Below are 16,441 nucleotides of genomic sequence, written 5' to 3'. Positions count from 1 at the left end.
GGTCCGTGGCCGGCCGCCTAGGGCAGAGCTTTTTCGATCGCCGCCAGCCAGCCGTCGACCGGTCCGGCCGTCACCAACCCGCTGCCTCCACCGGCGAGTTGGCCGGCGGCCGGACGCAGCCCGTCCTGGCAGCGGCGCAGGGCCCGGCGGTCGCCGACCGCCAGCGCGACGGCCGCCACGACACACCACAGCGCCTCCTGCACGAGGTCGGCAGGAGGCTCGGGCAGCCCGTGCAGCGCTTCGCGGGCCGCCTCCTCGCCGTCGGCGACAAGAGCGAGCCCGGGCCGGATCCAGGGGAGATACGGCCCCCAGTCGGCGTCCGGGTCGAGGGCCGCGCGAATGCCGTACGGCCGCCCGGCCAGGCGCAGGCAGAGCAGCGCGAGCGGAAGCAGCCCGGCGCGCACTCCGGGCATGCCCGGCCCGTCCAGCAGCCGGTCGACCTCGCGGTAGGCGGCCTCGGCGCGCTCCGGGTGCCCGGTCGCGGCCAGCCGCAGCGCCCGGTACCCGTCCGTGAACACCCGGACCAGCGGCAGTTCATGGCGGTCGGCCAGCCGGTCGGCCGCCTCGGCGTGTGCGTCGGCGGTGGTGAGGTCGGCGAGACCCGCGCGGGCCTGCACCCGGATCAGATGGCCGAGCACCTCGTAGGTGACGAGGCCGTGCCGGGCGGCCAGGGCGATCAGTTCGATACCGAGGGCGTCGCGGCGCGGGGCGAGGCCGACTACCGGGCCTCGGCCGGCGTCGACACCGAGCACGACCGGGCCGACCGGACCGCCGGGACCGTGCTGGGCATGCCGGTGACCGTGCTCCAGCAGGACTGGGGCGCCGCTCTCGGCTACGACGCGGCCGCGCTGTGGCGTGCCTGGGCACCGGACCTGGACCACCACACGGTGGACTGCGGGCACTTCATGGCGGAGGAGGCACCGGACGAGGTCACGTCCGCGCTGCGGAAGCTGCTGACCCGGTGATCCGTGTGGTGATCCGGCCCGGCACCGCCGGGGTGCCGGGCCGCCCGGGGCCGCGCCTCAGCCCTTGTCGAGGGTCACGTCCTGCTGCTGGACGGCGTGGAAGAAGGGCAACGGCAGGCCGCCCTGGGAGCGCAGTTCCATGATCGTGGCCTCCACATGGACCGCACCGGGTTTCAGCTTCTCCGAGGTCACCTTGCCGGTGTTCTTCCAGTGGTGCTCGGCGCCGTCGCACACGGCCCGGGTGCCGCCGACGCCGTGGCGGTAGTTCGGCGACTCCTGGCTGACCGACGAACTGACGAAGACCGGCCCCGTCGCATCGGTGCAGGTGTAGGTGCCGGAGAGGGTGACCGTGCCGTCGTCGGCGAGACGGCCGGTGGGGTCGACGGTGACGGACTCGGAGGGGGCGGCGGTCGCGGGGGCGACGGCGGCGCAGAGCAGGGCGGCGGAACCGAGGGCCGCGGCGAGGACGGGGCGTAGGGGCATGGCATCCTTCCCAGGTCATGGTGTGGGGCATGCCCTGGATACCGGGCGCCCGGCCCGCGAAGCGTGACCATCACCCCTTCGGTGGCGCGTCCCACCACACGGAGGCCACGAACCGGGCCGCACCGCACCGCACGGGCGCGGCTCCACCGTTCGCCGTCCCGGACGCGCGTCGACCGTCGTGGGAACGTCCGGGAGTTGTCCGTGTGTTGTCACAGGTCGCGGCAGGTGGTTCCGTGGCGTTCACGGCGGGAGCATGGTCTGGTCATGCCGGTCGGCGACCGTGCCGGAGGCAGACCCGTGGAGGTGCGCCATGTGTTCCCATCAGTTCCCGAGCGCGACGGCCGACCGCGGCCTCCCGCACGTCGTCGCCACCCACCCCGAGCAGGGCTGGACCCTGCTGTGCGACGGGGCGATCGTCTTCGACGACACCGGCGAGCTGCGCCCCGACGGCAGCGTGACCGAGCCGCACCGCGGCCCGGCCGGCCGGCTCGCCGTCGCCGCCTGACCCGCCGCGGGGAGGCGCGAGGAGAACTCCGGCGGCTCCGCGGACACCCCGTCGGTCCCCTCCCCGAAATCCTGACTCATGTTCAGGCGCGTACCTGAGGTGACCAGCAGCGATGCCGGGGACCTAAAATGATCAACGTGTCCGAGCAACACGCCCCGAGGTCCCTCATCGTCACGCTCTACGGCGCGTACGGCCGCTTCCTGCCCGGCCCGGTGCCCGTCGCCGAGCTGATCCGGCTGCTGGCCGCCGTCGGCGTGGACGCCCCTTCCGTACGGTCGTCGGTGTCCCGGCTGAAACGGCGCGGCCTGCTGGCGCCGGCCCGTACCGCACAGGGCGCCGCCGGCTACGAACTCTCCGCCGAGGCCCGCCAGTTGCTGGAGGACGGCGACCGCCGGGTGTACGCGGCGGCGCCGCCCGAGGACGCCGGCTGGGTGCTCGCGGTGTTCTCGGTACCCGAGTCGGAACGGCAGAAGCGGCACGTGCTGCGCTCCCGGCTCGCCGGGCTCGGCTTCGGCACGGCCGCCCCCGGCGTGTGGATCGCCCCGGCCCGGTTGTTCGAGGAGACCCGGCACACCCTGCGCCGGCTCGGCCTCGACCCGTACGTGGACTTCTTCCGCGGCGACCATCTCGGGTTCGCGCCCACCACCGAGGCGGTCGCCCGTTGGTGGGACCTGACAGCGATCGCCAAGGCACACGAGCAGTTCCTCGACGACCACGAGCCGGTGCTGCGCGGCTGGGAGCACCGGACGGACACCCCGCCCGAGGACGCCTACCACGACTATCTGCTCGCCCTGGACTCCTGGCGCCATCTGCCGTACACCGACCCCGGACTGCCGACGAGCCTGCTGCCCGCCGACTGGCCGGGCACCCGTTCGGCCGCCGTCTTCCGGGCGTTGCACCAGCGGCTGCGGGAACCGGGCGGTGCCTTCGTCGGCCTGTGGACGGACCGGTGAGCCGGTCACCGGCGGTACACATCGATCCGGCGGACGGCGCGACCTCGACCGCGGGGACGGTCGAGTCCGTCTGATCCCCTCTCCGGTCGTGGAGCCCCCGGCACCGCCGGGGGCTCCACGCGTTCGGGACGGTCACAAGGTCACGGTGCGTCAATAAGGCGGTAACAGAGCGGGCGGGCGTGCAGGACGGCCCATCGGCCGGGGTAAGCAGTCCGTTGTCGGGCCGAAGGACGCGCCCGGGGCCCGCCGACAGGCTCTGGGACGGGACCCGTACCATTCCTACAGTTGAAAGCAGGACAAGCAGTGATCGCCTGCGCCATGAACGGAATCGCCGTGTACGAACCACCTTCCGCCGCCGCCTCCTGGCGCATCGCGCTGCCGCACACCGTCGCGGCCGTGCCGGTCGCCCGTGCCCTGGTGCGTTCGGCGATGGAGGAGGCCGACCACCCGGCGGACCCCGACACCGCCGAGCTGCTCACCGCGGAACTGGTCGCCAACGCCGTCGAGCACACCGCCGGCAAGGGGCCGATAGAGCTGGTCGTCGAGCTGATGCCGGGCGGCTGCAAGGTCGAGGTCCACGACCCGGACCCGGCGCCGCCGGGCCACCTGACCCGTCCGGTGATCGAGGAGCCCGACCCCATGGACGAGGGCGGGCGCGGTCTGCTGCTGATCCGCGCCCTCAGCGCGTCCTGCGGGCACCGCCCCACCGAGTCCGGCAAGGCGGTGTGGTTCAGGCTTCCTGTAGTACCGCGTCAGTGGCGTCCGGCGTGACCACGCCGCTGGTCGAAACAGCCAGCGTGGACCTCCGGCGTCCGTAGCCGACGTAGACCAGCAGGCCCACGGCCAGGAAGACGGCGAACTGGATCCAGGTCGCCCACCCGGTCTCGTACATCAGGTACAGGCAGAAACCGACGCCCAGCAGCGGTACGACCGGGTAGAGCGGCACCCGGAAGGTGCGGGCGAGGGACGGTTCGCGGCGGCGCAGGGCGATCACCGCGATGTTCACCACCGCCATGATCGCCAGGGTGCCGATGGTGCACAGGTTCATCACCGCGTCCAGCGAGGCGAAGGCCGCCGGCAGCGCGAAGACGCCCGCGACGATCAGGGTCCCGGCGACCGGGGTGGCGGTCTTCGGGGAGACCTTCTCGAAGACGCGCGGGATCAGCCCGTCCCGGGACATGGACATGAGGATGCGGGTCTGGCCGTACATCACCGCGAGCACGACGGAGGCGATGGCGACGACCGCGCCGAAGGCGATCACACCGCCGCCGATCGTGGACCCGGTGACCTGGTTGACGACGTAGGAGAGGGCCGCGGGACGCCCTGCCACCTGGTCGCCGCCGATGGCGCCGGTCGCCGCCAGCGCGACCGCGCAGTAGAGCAGCGTGACCACGCCCATGCAGACGAGGATCGCGACCGGGATGTCCCGGCGCGGGTTCTTCGCCTCCTCGCCGGCCGTGGTGATCGCGTCGAAGCCGATGTAGGAGAAGAACGCGGCGGTGGTCCCCGCGCCGATGCCGCCGAGCCCGGCCGGGGAGAACGGCACGAGATTGCCGTCCTTGAAGGCGCTGAAGCCGATCACGCAGAAGGCGATCAGGATGACGAGCTTCACGGCCGCCATCGCGGCGGTCGCCCGGGCGCTCTCCCGGACCCCGCGCACCAGCAGCACGGCGGCCATCGCGATGACGATCACGGCGGGGAGGTTCACGATCCCGCCGTCGCCGGGGCCCGCGGACAGGGCGTGCGGGAGCTGGAGGCCGGTGATGCTGTGCAGCAGTTCGTTGACGTACTGGCTCCAGCCGACCGCGACGGCCGAGATCGAGACGCCGTACTCCAGCAGCAGGCACCAGCCGACCAGGAAGGCCGTGGACTCGCCGAGCCCGGCGTAGGCGAAGGAGTACGACGATCCGGAGACCGGGATCGCGCCGCCCAGCTCGGCGAAGGAGAGGGCGGTGAAGACGCAGGTGATCGCGGCGAGGACGAACGAGATCACGACGGCAGGACCGGCCTGGGCGACCGAGTCGGAGAGCCCGACGAAGATGCCGGTGCCGACGATCGCGCCGATGCCGAAGCAGATCAGCTGGAAGAGACCCATGGTGCGGCGGAGGCCGTGGCCCGCGCGGTCGGCGCCGGATTCGGCGACGAGCAGGTGGGGGGACTTGATGCGGGGCATGCGGGTGGTGCTCGTTTCTGGTGGTGCGGGTGCGATCCGGGTCGGTCGCCGTGGCGGCCGCGGCTGGGGTGTGCCGGGCCGCCGGACAGAATAAGGCCTGGTGGGGCGTGCGCGGTACGACGGCCGTCAGCCGAGCGTGGCCACCAGCACCGCCTTGATGGTGTGCATCCGGTTCTCGGCCTCGTCGAAGACGACCGAGTGCTCGGACTCGAACACCTCGTCGGTGACCTCCAGCTCGGTCAGGCCATGGCGCTCGTAGATCTCCCGGCCGACGTCGGTGCCCAGGTCGTGGAAGGCCGGCAGGCAGTGCAGGAACTTGACGTCGGGGTTGCCGCTGGCGCGCAGCACGTCCATGGTCACGGCGTAGGGGCCGAGCAGCGCGATCCGCTCGTCCCACACCTCCTTGGGCTCGCCCATGGACACCCATACGTCGGTGGCGATGAAGTCGGCGCCGCGCACGCCGTCCTTGACGTCCTCGGTGAGCGTGATCCGGGCCCCGGACGCCTCGGCGAGCCGCTCGGCAAGCTCGACGATCGTGCCGTCCGGCCACAGCAGCCGGGGTGCCACGATCCGCACGTCCATGCCGAGCAGGGCGCCGGTGACGAGGTAGGAGTTGCCCATGTTGTAGCGGGCGTCACCGAGGTAGGCGAAGGCCATCGCGGTGAGCGGCTTGTCGCTGTGCTCGGTCATGGTGAGCACGTCGGCGAGCATCTGGGTGGGGTGCCACTCGTCGGTGAGGCCGTTGTAGACGGGGACCCCGGCGAACGCGGCCAGCTCCTCCACGACGCCCTGCCCGTGCCCGCGGTACTCGATGGCGTCGAACATCCGGCCGAGGACCCGGGCGGTGTCCTTCACCGACTCCTTGTGCCCGATCTGCGAACCGGCCGGGTCGAGGTAGGTGGTGACGGCCCCCTGGTCGGCCGCGGCGACCTCGAAGGCGCAGCGGGTGCGGGTGGAGGTCTTCTCGAAGACCAGCGCGATGTTCTTGCCGCGCAGGTACCGCGTCTCGGCCCCGGCCTTCTTGGCCGCCTTCAGCTCGGCGGCCAGCCCGACCAGCCCGCGGAACTCCTCCTGGGTGAAGTCCAGCTCCTTGAGGAAGTGGCGGCCGGCGAGGGCGGTCGGGACTGTCGCCATGGGGGCGCTCCAGCAGTAGAGGTCGACGCGGGGACGGTTGGAAGTCTATACGATGTCCCACATTTCTATACAGCGGCCTGTCGAGATCATCCTCTGTCGAGATCGTCCTATGGTCCTCACCTATACGGCGTCCCGCTCCACCGGGCAGCTCATGCAGCGCGGGCCGCCCCGCCCCCGGCCCAGCTCGCTGCCCGGGATCTCGATCACCTCGATGCCCTGCTTGCGCAGATGCGTGTTGGTGGTGGCGTTGCGCTCGTAGGCGACGACCACACCGGGTTCGACGGCGAGGACGTTGCAGCCGTCGTCCCACTGCTCACGCTCGGCCGCGTGCACGTCCTGGGTGGCGGTGAGGACCCGGATCTCGCTGAGACCGAGGGCGGCGGCGATCGCGCGGTGCATGTGCTCCGGCGGATGGTCGGTGACCTTGAGCTCCTTCTCGCCGGCGCCCGGTTCGATGGTGTAGGAGCGGAGCATCCCGAGCCCGGCGTACTGGGTGAAGGTGTCGCCGTCGACCATCGTCATCACGGTGTCGAGGTGCATGAAGGCGCGCCGCTTCGGCATGTCCAGGGCCACGATCGTCCGCGCGGAGCCCGCCGCGAACAGCTTGTGCGCGAGCATCTCCACGGCCTGCGGGGTGGTGCGCTCGCTCATCCCGATCAGGACCGCGCCGCTGCCGATCACCAGGACGTCGCCGCCCTCGATGGTGGAGGGGTAGGCGGCCTGCCCCTCCGACCAGACATGGAACGTTTCGCCACGGAAGAGCGGGTGGTGCCGGTAGATCACCTCGAAGTGCACGGTCTCGCGCTGCCGGGCCGGCCAGCGCATGGCGTTGATGGAGACGCCGTCGTAGACCCAGGCGGAGGTGTCCCGGGTGAAGAGGTGGTTGGGGAGCGGTTCCAGGAGGAAGTCGTCGAGGTCCATGACATGGAAGCGGACCGAGGTGGGTTCCGCGTGCCCGTCCAGGAACTCCCGCTTGGTCATGCCGCCGACCAGCGCCTCGGCCAGCTGGGGCGCGGGCAGGTTCTCGAAGGCGGCGCGCAGGTGGTCGGTGGCGAGCGGGCCGTACTCCTTCTCGTCGAAGACCCGGTCCAGGACGAGGGTGCGAGCCGCCGGGATCGCCAGCGTCTCGGTGAGCAGGTCGCCGAAGAGATGGACGGCGACCCCGCGGTCCCGGAGCACGTCCGCGAAACCGTCGTGTTCGGCCCTGGCCCGGCGCACCCACAGGAGGTCGTCGAAGAGAAGGGCGTCCTTGTTGCTGGGGGTGAGCCTTTTGAGCTCCAGATCCGGCCGGTGCAGGATGACGCGGCGCAGCCGCCCGGCTTCGGAGTCGACATGGAATCCCATGACTCCATCCTGACCATCGCGGACCGGGTTCACCCCCAGGTCGACCGTTTCTTGTTCTCGTCCTCTTGACGACAAGCGGAGTGCACGAGATTATTGTCATGCTGACTCTAAATCACGAGGGGGGCACCATGGCCGACATCACCCGGCGGCTGGGCCGGCGCCATCTGCGCGGGGCACCGACGGCGCACATCAGACATCACCGGGGCGGAAAGCTCCTGCACGACGGACCCGGCATCAGCTTCTGGTTCCGCGCGCTCACCGCGGCGATCTCCGAGATACCGGTCGACGACCGCGAACTGGCGATGACCTTCCACGCCCGTACGGCCGACTTCCAGGACGTGGCGGTGCAGGCGACGGTCACCTACCGCGTCGGCGACCCGGCACTGGCGGCCGCCCGCCTCGACTTCTCGATCGACCCCGACACCGGAGCCTGGCGCGGCACCCCGCTGGAACAGCTGGGCACCCTGCTCACCGAGACGGCCCAGCAGCACGCGCTGGCCGTGCTGGCCCGCACCCCGCTGGCGGCGGCGCTGGTCGACGGGGTGGCGGCGGTCCGGGAACGGATCGCCGAGGGGCTCGGCGCGGAGCCCCGGCTGCCGGCCACCGGGATCGAGGTGGTGGCCGTGCGGGTGATGGCGCTGCGGCCCGAACCCGAGGTGGAGCGGGCGCTGCGCACCCCGGCCCGGGAGCAGATCCAGCAGGAGGCCGACCGGGCCACCTACGAGCGGCGGGCGGTGGCCGTCGAGCGGGAGCGGGCGATCGCCGAGAACGAGCTGGCCAGCCAGATCGAACTGGCCCGCCGCGAGGAGCAGTTGGTCGAGCAGCGGGGCACCAACACGCGGCGCGAGGCGGAGGAGCACGCGGCGGCCGACGCGGTGCGCGCGGAGGCGGAGGCCGCGCGGTCGGTGAAGCTGGCGGAGGCGGAAGCCGCCAGGTCCGTGAAGCTGGCGGAGGCCGAGGCGGCGCGCACGGTACGGCTCGCGGAGGCGGAGGCGGCCCGGTCCGTGAAGCTGGGCGAGGCCGAGGCGTCCCGGGCGGTCACGCTCGCACGGGCCGAGGCCGAGGGGGCCCGGGAGATCGGCGAGGCCCGGGCCGCGGCACAGGCGGCCTGGCTGCGGGTGCACGGCGAGGTGGACGTGGCCACGCTGCACGCCCTCACGGGCACGCGGCTCGCCGAGAACCTGCCGCGCATCGACAGCGTGACCGTGTCGCCGGACGTGCTGACGGGGTTGCTGGCGAAGCTGGGCTCGGCGGAGGGGGCGTGACCGCGGCCCGCAGGCACCCGGCGGGGGACGGCGCGGGGGGCGCGGCCGCCCGGCGGCCCGCGGAGTCGGCGGCGCTGCGGCCGACCGTCTCGTCGGACCCTTCCGCCCGGCTCCGCCGGACCCCGAAGGCGGCGCCATGAGCCTCGCACCCCGTGTGGTCCTCGTCCACCGCACCACCGAGTACGACGAGTTGGTGGCCCACCACGGCACCCACGGGCAGGCCGCCTTCTTCCTCTCCTCACGCGGGCGGGACATCGAGGAGGTCGCCGAGCGGCACCGCCGGACCGGGCGGGCGCTGGCCGAGGTGGCCGCGGCGATTCCGCTGACCTGGCGCCAGGCCCGGGTCGAGCGGGCCGACCTGGACCGTTTCCTGTTCGGGCCCGAGGACGTGGTGGTGGTGGTCGGCCAGGACGGGCTGGTGGCGAACGTGGCCAAGTACCTGGACGGCCAGCCGGTGATCGGGATCGACACCGACCCCGGCCGCAACCCCGGTGTGCTGGTACGGCACCGGCCGGAGCACGCGGCCGTCCTGCTGGCCTCGTTCGAGGCCACCCGCGCCGACGAGCTGACGATGGTCGAGGCGGTGGCCGACGACACGCAGCGGATCGTGGCGCTCAACGAGATCTATCTGGGAACCGCCGGTCATCAGACCGCCCGATACCGCCTGGGCCTCGAGGGCGACGGGGGTGTCGTCGAGGCCCAGGCTTCCTCCGGGGTGCTGGTGGGCACCGGCACGGGGGCCACCGGCTGGCTGCGCTCGGTGTGGCAGGAGCGTGGCGCCCGGCTGACGCTGCCCTCCCCCACCGAGGACCGCCTGCTGTGGTTCGTCCGGGAGGCCTGGCCGTCACCGGCGACCGGGACCTCCCTGGTCGCCGGTGAACTCACCGCCTCGGCAGCTCTGACCCTCACGGTCGAGTCGGACCGTCTGATCGCCTTCGGCGACGGCATCGAGACCGACGCCCTGGAGCTGACCTGGGGGCAGACGGTCCGGGTCGGAACCTGCGCCCACCGGCTCCGGCTGGTCGGCTGACCCCGGTGCCGGCCGGCCTCACAGCCGGGGGTCGACCGGCTCCGACTCCAGGGCCAGCACCCCGAACACCGCCTCGTGGATCCGCCACAGCGGCTCGCCGTCCGCGAGGCGGTCCAGGGCCTCCAGGCCCAGGGCGTACTCGCGGATCGCCAGGGACCGCTTGTGGTTGAGGAACCGGTTGCGCAGCCGGGCCAGGTTGTCGGGACGGGTGTACTCGGGACCGTAGATGATCCGCAGGTACTCACGGCCCCGGCACTTGATGCCGGGCTGGACCAGCCGGCCCTTCGGGTCGCGCACCACCGCGCCGAGCGGCTTGACGACCATGCCCTCGCCGCCCCGGCCGGTCAGCTCCAGCCACCAGTCGACACCGGTCCGCACCGACTCCGGGTCCCCGGTGTCGACGTACCGGCGCCGGGTGGTCCGGAGCAGGCCGCTCGGGTCGCTCTCCACCAGCCGGTCCAGGAGGGCGAGCTGCTCGTCGTGCGGGAGCGTGGCGAGGCTGCGGCCCTGCACCGCGAGGATCTGGAAGGGGGCGAGGTGCACCCCGTCCAGGCCCTCGGTGGTCCAGCAGTACTGGCGGTAGGCGTCGGTGAACGCGGCCGCGTCGGCGGCGCGTCCACGCTGCCGGGTGAGCAGCCCACTGACGTCCACACCGCGCGCCGCCGCGCCCTCCAGGGCGGCCAGCGCACCCGGGAACACCGCGCCGGAGGCGGCGCCCACCGCCGCGTACTGGGTGCGCAGCAGGCCGCCGGCCTTGAGCGACCAGGGCAGCAGCTCGGCGTCAAGCAGCAGCCAGTCGGTGGCGAGTTCGTCCCAGAGCCCGGCCGCGTCGACCGCGGCGCGGATCCGGCCGAGGATCTCCTCGGTGACCGCCTCGTCGTCGAGGAACGGGCGTCCGGTGCGGGTGTAGAGGGAGCCGGTGGGGCCGGGCGCGACGCCGAAGCGCCGGTGCGCCACCTCCGCGTCCCGGCACACCAGGGCCACCGCCCGCGAGCCCATGTGCTTCTCCTCGCACACGACCCGGGCGACCCCGTCCTCCGCGTACTGCGCGAAGGCCTCGGCCGGGTGTTCCAGGTAGCCGTCGATGTGACTCGTGGCCGTGGGGGCCATGGTCGGCGGCAGGTACGGCAGCAGACGCGGGTCGATCGCGAACCGGCTCATCACCTCCAGGGCGGCCGCCGCGTTCTCCTCACGGACCGCGATCCGGCCCTGGTGCCGGGTCTCCACGACCCGCCGGCCGTGCACGTCCGCCAGGTCGAGCGGGCGCCCGTCCTGACCGCCGGGCGCCTCGACGCGCAGCGGCCGGGCCGGCTCGTACCAGACCCGCTCGGCCGGTACGTCGACCAGCTCCCGCTCCGGCCAGCGCAGCGCGGTCAGCTTGCCGCCGAAGACGGCGCCGGTGTCCAGGCAGATGGTGTTGTTCAGCCAGCCGGCCTCCGGGACGGGCGTGTGGCCGTAGACGACGGCCGCCCGGCCCCGGTAGTCCTCGGCCCAGGGGTAGCGCACCGGCAGGCCGAACTCGTCGGTCTCGCCGGTGGTGTCGCCGTACAGCGCGTGCGAGCGGACCCGGCCGGAGGTGCGGCCGTGGTACTTCTCGGGCAGGCCGGCGTGGCAGACGACCAGCTTCCCGCCGTCGAGGACGTAGTGGCTGACGAGCCCGTCGATGAACTCCCGTACCTGCTGCGTGAACTCCTCGCTCTCGCCGTCCATCTGCTCGATGGTCTCGGCGAGTCCGTGGGTGTGCTGGACCTTGCGGCCCTTGAGATACCGCCCGTACTTGTTCTCGTGGTTGCCGGGCACGCACAGCGCGTCGCCCGACTTCACCATCGACATCACCCGGCGCAGCACGCCCGGGCTGTCCGGACCGCGGTCGACGAGGTCGCCGACGAACACGGCGGTACGGCCGTCGGGGTGCACGCCGTCGGCGTAGCCCAACTTGCCGAGCAGGGACTCCAGTTCCGAGGCGCAGCCGTGGATGTCGCCGACGATGTCGAAGGGTCCGGTGAGGTGGGTCAGGTCGTTGAAGCGCTTCTCGGTGACGACGGTCGCCGACTCGGCCTCCTCGACACCGCGCAGGATGTGCACCTTGCGGAAGCCCTCGCGCTCCAGGTGCCTGATCGAGCGCCGGAGTTCGCGGATGTGGCGCTGGATGACCCGGCGGGGCATGTCGGCGCGGTCGGCGCGGGCCGCGTTGCGCTCGGCGCACACCTCCTCGGGCATGTCCAGGACGATGGCGACGGGCAGCACGTCGTACTGCCTGGCCAGGTCGATCAGCTGGCGCCTGGACTCCTGCTGCACGCTGGTCGCGTCGACGACCGTACGGCGGCCGGCCGCCAGCCGCTTGCCCGCGATGTAGTGCAGCACGTCGAAGGCGTCCTTCGAGGCGCCCTGGTCGTTCTCGTCGTCGCAGACCAGTCCCCGGCAGAAGTCGGAGGAGATCACCTCGGTCGGCTTGAAGTGGCGGCGCGCGAAGGTGGACTTGCCGGAGCCGGAGGCACCGACGAGGACGACCAGGGAGAGGTCGGTGACGGGAAGGACCCGTCCAGCTGTCTGCTCGGTCATGCTGCCTTCGCCTCCTTCGCGGCGGGAGCGGTGGTGCTCGTCTCGGCTGTGCCCGTCTCGGCTGTGCTCATCTCGAAGACAGCCATCTGGGTGGGCGGCCCGACCTCGGGGTCGTCCGGGCCCACGGGAATGAACTCGACCTGGTAGCCGTGGAGTTCGGCGACCCGGGCGGCCCAGGAGCGGAACTCCTCGCGGGTCCACTCGAAGCGGTGGTCGCCGTGCCGGACGTGTCCGGCGGGGAGGGTCTCCCAGCGGACGTTGTACTCGACGTTCGGCGTGGTCACCAGGACCGTGCGCGGGCGGGCGGCGCCGAACACGGCGTACTCCAGGGCGGGCAGCCGGGGCAGGTCGAGGTGCTCGACGACCTCGCTGAGCACGGCGGCGTCGTACCCCTTGAGCCGCCGGTCGGTGTAGGCCAGCGAGCCCTGGAAGAGCTTGACGCGGGACGCCTGGCGCTCGCTGATGCGGTCCAGTTTGAGCCGGCGCGCGGCGATGGTGAGCGCCCGCACCGACACGTCGACGCCGACGATCTCGGTGAACGACGGGTCCTTCAGCAGCTCCTGCACCAACTGGCCCTGCCCGCAGCCGAGGTCGAGGACCCGGGCGGCGCCGGACCGGCGCAGCGCGTCGAGGATCGCCGCCCGGCGCTGCACGGCGAGCGGCGCCGGCTTCTCCTCCGCCTCCGTCTCCTCCTCGACCGCGTTGTCGATCTCCTCGACCTCGCTGTCGTCGGTCTCGGCGAGCCGCACCAGCTCCAGCCGCTCCATCGCCTGCCGGGTCAGCGACCAGCGGCGGGAGAGGTAGCGCGTGGTGATGAGCTTCTGCTCGGGGTGGCCGGGCAGCCAGCCCTCGCCGGCGCGCAGCAGCTTGTCGACCTCCTCGGCGGACACCCAGTAGTGCTTGGCGTCGTCGAGGACGGGGAGCAGGACGTAGAGGTGGCGCAGCGCCTCGGCGAGGGTCAGTGCCCCGGACTCCAGGACGAGACCGACGTACCGCGAGTCGCCCCATTCCGGGAACGCGGTGTCCAGGGCGACCGGTTCGGCCGTCACCGTCCAGCCGAGCGGCTCGAAGAGGCGTCGTACCAGGTCGGGGCCGCCCCGCGCGGGCAGTGCGGGGACCTCGACGCGCAGCGGCCTGACCTGCTCCGGGGCCTCGGGACGGGCCCGGCACACACCGCGCATCGCGCTCGAGAAGACGTTGCCGATCGCCACGGCGAGCAGCGAGGAGGCCGCGTACGGGCGGTCGTTGACGTACTGCGCGAGCGCCGCGTCGGGGGCCCCGCCGCGTCCCTTGCCCCTGCCGCGCCGGACCAGCGCCACCGCGTCGACCTCCAGGAGCAGCGCGGCCGTGCAGCGCTCGGCATCCGCCTCGGGGTAGAAGACGTGCGCGATGCCGTAGGAGGTCGAGAACGTCTGCGCGTTGTCGGGGTGCTTGTGCAGCAGGAACCCGAGGTCGGTGGCGGGACGTTCGGGGGTGCCGGTGGTGGTGATCGTCAGGAACACGGTGGATCGCCTCGAAAAGGGTCAGGAAACAGTGCGAAAGCGCTGGTCGTGCGCTTGTGCGCGGTTCCAACGTACAGAGGGTCGCCGTGCGGGGCCGGGGATTTTTCCCGCGCTACCGGTCGGCCCGCTTCCACGCGCCGACGCCGAGCTTCCCCGTGGTCCCGAGATCCAGGCCCGGGGTGACCGTGACGGGCGCGGCGCCCGGCTTCGCCACGACCCTGACGTAGGGCACGTTCACCGGCGCGCCCGCCAGCGTCGTGTTGCGCCAGATCAGGCCGGAGAGAGCGGTCTCACCGGGTTTCAGGACGAGCTGGACGGGCGGGCCGTCGAAACCGGTTCCCGAGGCGATGGCGGCACCGCCGTGCAGGACGCGTATGCCGTCGACGGGCTCGCGGTTGTCGTCCAGGAGGCTCAGCTCCGGGTAGCCGTCGAGCGAGTAGTCCCGCTTTCCGCAGTTCTCCAGGTGGAGTCCGACGACGCGCAGGCCCATCGCGGCGTCGCCGTCGTCGGCCCACAGCCGCACACCCGAGGAGGGACAGGCACCCGTCTCGGCCGGCGCCTCGTCGGCGGGCACCTTGGTGACCTTGGCGACCTTCACTCTGGTCACCGGTGACGCGCCGGGGGCGAGCACGCCCAGGTCGACGGTTCCGCTGGTGCTGCGGCCCGGCTCGACCCCGGGCACGGTCACCTCCTTGTTGTCCATGACCGCGCCGGTGTCCGTCGTGAAGTCGAAGAGCACGGTGTAGGTCATGGCTTCGTCGCCGTCGTTGCTGACCTGGTAGGCGGCGGAGATGCCGGAGTCACCGGCCCCGGGCAGCGGGTCCGCGTGCACCCGGCCCGGGGTGGCGGACGGGGTCGCGGAGACCGCGGGGATGGTGACCGAGGTGATCCGTACGCCGTCCACGGGCGGGTCGGTGACGGTGGCGCGAGGGGCCGGGACGTCCGCGCCGGCACCGCGGCTGGTGTCCGTGCGCTCCGCGCCGCACGCCGTGGCCAGGAGAAGGGCGGCGGCGGGGGCGAGGAGACGGGGGTGAGGTCTGCGCATCCGGCCACCTCATCAGGGCGAACCCCGAACGACTGTGGTGGAAGCCATAGTTCCGGTCACAGCCGCGTCACAGCCGGCCGGATGCGCGGCCCCGGTGGGTTACGACAGCTGCGACTGGACCTGGGCGGAGATCAGCTCCAGGTGGTCCAGGTCGGACAGGTCGAGGATCTGGAGGTAGAAGCGCTGCGAGCCGATCTCCGCATAGCGGCCGATCTTCTCGACGACCTCGGCCGGGGTGCCGGCCAGGCCGTTCGTCTTCAGCTCGTCGACCTCACGGCCGATCGCGGCGGCGCGGCGGGCGACCTCCTGGTCGTCCTTGCCGACGCAGACCACGAGGGCGTTGGAGTACGTCAGGTCGTCGCTCTTGCGGCCGGCCGCTTCCGCGGCGGCACGCACCCGGCCGAACTGGGCCGCGCTGTCCTCGATCGAGGCGAAGGGCATGTTGAACTCGTCGGCGTACCGGGCGGTCAGCTTCGGGGTGCGGGTGGCGCCGTGGCCGCCGATCAGCACCGGGATCCGCGCCTGGGCGGGCTTGGGCAGCGCGGGCGAGTCGGTGAGGTCGTAGTAGGTGCCGTGGAAGTCGAAGGTGTCGCCGAGCTTGGTCTCCCACAGCCCGGTGACGATCGCCAGCTGCTCCTCCAGGCGGCCGAACTTCTCCTTCGGGAAGGGAATCCCGTACGCCTTGTGCTCCTCCTCGAACCAGCCCGCGCCGAGGCCGAGTTCGACACGGCCGCCGGACATCTGGTCGACCTGGGCGACCTGGATGGCGAGCACACCGGGCAGCCGGAAGGTGCCCGCGGTCATCAGGGTGCCGAGGCGGATCCGCTTGGTCTCGCGGGCGAGCCCGGCCAGGGTGATCCAGGCGTCGGTGGGGCCGGGCAGGCCGTCCGCGTCGCCCATCTTCAGGTAGTGGTCGGAGCGGAAGAAGGCGTCGAACCCGAGCTCCTCGGTCGCCTTGGCGACGGTGAGGAGGGTGTCGTAGCTCGCGCCCTGCTGGGGCTCGGTGAAGATGCGAAGGTCCATGCGTCCATCCTGCACGGCCGTGGTCCCGTCAACCGCATCGGCACCGGCCGTCGCGCGCGTCCCCGCCAGGGTGAATGTCGTCAACGGCGGGGCGCGGGGCGTGGCGGGGCCAGTGACCGGCCTCTGCGGTGATCGTTGGCTGGAGGGAGCCGGGCCGTCCGGCACCCGCGCCGGACGGTCCTCGCCGTCGCGCGTCGTTGTGTGGCCCGCCTGCGGCGGGCCGGGGGGCCGAGGAGGCCGTCTTGTCCGAAGAGTCCGTTCCACAGCAGGGTGGCCCCACCGGTCGGCCGAAGGGGCTGCTCCAGCAGATGGAGGAACTCATGGCGGCGTTGAACGCGGATCTGTCCGACCTGCACAAGGAAGCGGGCTTCGCCGGCTCCGAATCCCAGGAGTGCGCGCGCGGCGCCGCGAGCGACTAGCCGGCAGGCGGGGTGATCACGCCCCCGCGTGGCACGCG

General features: G+C 72.4%; 15 protein-coding genes and 1 pseudogene. 7 read left to right on the top strand and 9 right to left on the bottom strand.

All coding sequences use genetic code 11. The features are described 5' to 3' along the window. Positions 1–17: 17 nt before the first annotated feature. On the bottom strand, positions 18–752 hold the full coding sequence (locus ABZ642_RS26630; RefSeq protein ID WP_360488950.1) for a regulator: 735 nt from the start codon (positions 750–752) through the stop codon (positions 18–20). On the opposite strand from ABZ642_RS26630, the pseudogene ABZ642_RS26625 reads away from it, so the two are divergent. Next, positions 714–965 (top strand): annotated as a pseudogene (locus ABZ642_RS26625) (alpha/beta hydrolase); the annotation flags it as partial. The gene ABZ642_RS26630 and the pseudogene ABZ642_RS26625 sit on opposite strands and share 39 nt — an antisense overlap. Positions 966–1,022: 57 nt before the next feature. Here the strand turns inward: ABZ642_RS26625 and ABZ642_RS26620 are convergent. After that, positions 1,023–1,448, bottom strand: coding sequence for a DUF6299 family protein (locus ABZ642_RS26620; protein ID WP_360488949.1), 426 nt, complete (start codon positions 1,446–1,448; stop codon positions 1,023–1,025). Between the two features lie 310 nt (positions 1,449–1,758). On the opposite strand from ABZ642_RS26620, the gene ABZ642_RS26615 reads away from it, so the two are divergent. The 3 genes from ABZ642_RS26615 to ABZ642_RS26605 all read left to right on the top strand — a co-directional run bounded on the left by ABZ642_RS26615 (position 1,759) and on the right by ABZ642_RS26605 (position 3,677). Continuing rightward, positions 1,759–1,953, top strand: a complete 195-nt coding sequence (locus tag ABZ642_RS26615) for a DUF5999 family protein (protein ID WP_360488948.1) — start codon at positions 1,759–1,761, stop codon at positions 1,951–1,953. Positions 1,954–2,081: 128 nt separating this feature from the next. Further along, a complete protein-coding gene (locus ABZ642_RS26610) occupies positions 2,082–2,906 on the top strand; it encodes a PaaX family transcriptional regulator C-terminal domain-containing protein (protein WP_360488947.1) in 825 nt (274 codons plus the stop codon). Between the two features lie 318 nt (positions 2,907–3,224). Continuing rightward, positions 3,225–3,677 (top strand): ATP-binding protein, encoded by a 453-nt coding sequence (locus ABZ642_RS26605; RefSeq protein WP_360488946.1) that lies wholly within the window; start codon positions 3,225–3,227, stop codon positions 3,675–3,677. Here the strand turns inward: ABZ642_RS26605 and ABZ642_RS26600 are convergent. From ABZ642_RS26600 to ABZ642_RS26590, 3 genes are all read right to left on the bottom strand, one after another. Continuing rightward, positions 3,637–5,079, bottom strand: coding sequence for an amino acid permease (locus ABZ642_RS26600; RefSeq protein WP_360488945.1), 1,443 nt, complete (start codon positions 5,077–5,079; stop codon positions 3,637–3,639). The two genes, ABZ642_RS26605 and ABZ642_RS26600, sit on opposite strands and share 41 nt — an antisense overlap. 126 nt (positions 5,080–5,205) lie before the next feature. Next, a complete protein-coding gene (argF, locus tag ABZ642_RS26595) occupies positions 5,206–6,213 on the bottom strand; it encodes an ornithine carbamoyltransferase (RefSeq protein WP_360488944.1) in 1,008 nt (335 codons plus the stop codon). Between the two features lie 120 nt (positions 6,214–6,333). Further along, positions 6,334–7,557, bottom strand: a complete 1,224-nt coding sequence (locus ABZ642_RS26590) for an arginine deiminase (RefSeq protein WP_360488943.1) — start codon at positions 7,555–7,557, stop codon at positions 6,334–6,336. Positions 7,558–7,685: 128 nt separating this feature from the next. Between ABZ642_RS26590 and ABZ642_RS26585 the strand changes: the two genes are divergently transcribed. Further along, on the top strand, positions 7,686–8,822 hold the full coding sequence (locus ABZ642_RS26585; protein ID WP_360488942.1) for an SPFH domain-containing protein: 1,137 nt from the start codon (positions 7,686–7,688) through the stop codon (positions 8,820–8,822). Between the two features lie 136 nt (positions 8,823–8,958). Beyond that, positions 8,959–9,852 (top strand): hypothetical protein, encoded by an 894-nt coding sequence (locus ABZ642_RS26580; RefSeq protein ID WP_360488941.1) that lies wholly within the window; start codon positions 8,959–8,961, stop codon positions 9,850–9,852. Positions 9,853–9,870: 18 nt separating this feature from the next. Here ABZ642_RS26580 and ABZ642_RS26575 read toward each other — a convergent pair whose 3' ends face one another. From ABZ642_RS26575 to ABZ642_RS26560, 4 genes are all read right to left on the bottom strand, one after another. Further along, on the bottom strand, positions 9,871–12,414 hold the full coding sequence (locus ABZ642_RS26575; protein WP_360488940.1) for a polynucleotide kinase-phosphatase: 2,544 nt from the start codon (positions 12,412–12,414) through the stop codon (positions 9,871–9,873). Further along, the gene (locus ABZ642_RS26570) at positions 12,411–13,916 is read right to left on the bottom strand and encodes a 3' terminal RNA ribose 2'-O-methyltransferase Hen1 (protein WP_360488939.1); all 1,506 of its coding nucleotides are present in this window, start codon (positions 13,914–13,916) and stop codon (positions 12,411–12,413) included. The genes ABZ642_RS26575 and ABZ642_RS26570 overlap by 4 nt, the downstream gene beginning before the upstream one ends. 112 nt (positions 13,917–14,028) lie before the next feature. Further along, entirely contained in the window at positions 14,029–14,961 is a 933-nt protein-coding gene (locus ABZ642_RS26565; RefSeq protein ID WP_360488937.1) for a DUF4232 domain-containing protein, read from the bottom strand. Between the two features lie 99 nt (positions 14,962–15,060). Beyond that, complete coding sequence (locus ABZ642_RS26560) at positions 15,061–15,984, bottom strand: LLM class F420-dependent oxidoreductase (protein ID WP_360488935.1); 924 nt, start codon at positions 15,982–15,984, stop codon at positions 15,061–15,063. A 242-nt stretch (positions 15,985–16,226) separates the two neighbouring features. On the opposite strand from ABZ642_RS26560, the gene ABZ642_RS26555 reads away from it, so the two are divergent. Next, on the top strand, positions 16,227–16,403 hold the full coding sequence (locus ABZ642_RS26555) for a hypothetical protein (RefSeq protein ID WP_360488933.1): 177 nt from the start codon (positions 16,227–16,229) through the stop codon (positions 16,401–16,403). Positions 16,404–16,441 lie beyond the last annotated feature (38 nt).

The organism is Streptomyces sp. NPDC007157 (assembly GCF_040634235.1).
Taxonomy (GTDB): domain Bacteria; phylum Actinomycetota; class Actinomycetes; order Streptomycetales; family Streptomycetaceae; genus Streptomyces.
Note: the sequence above shows the minus strand (reverse complement) of the source record. Positions and strands in the feature narration are given on the sequence as shown.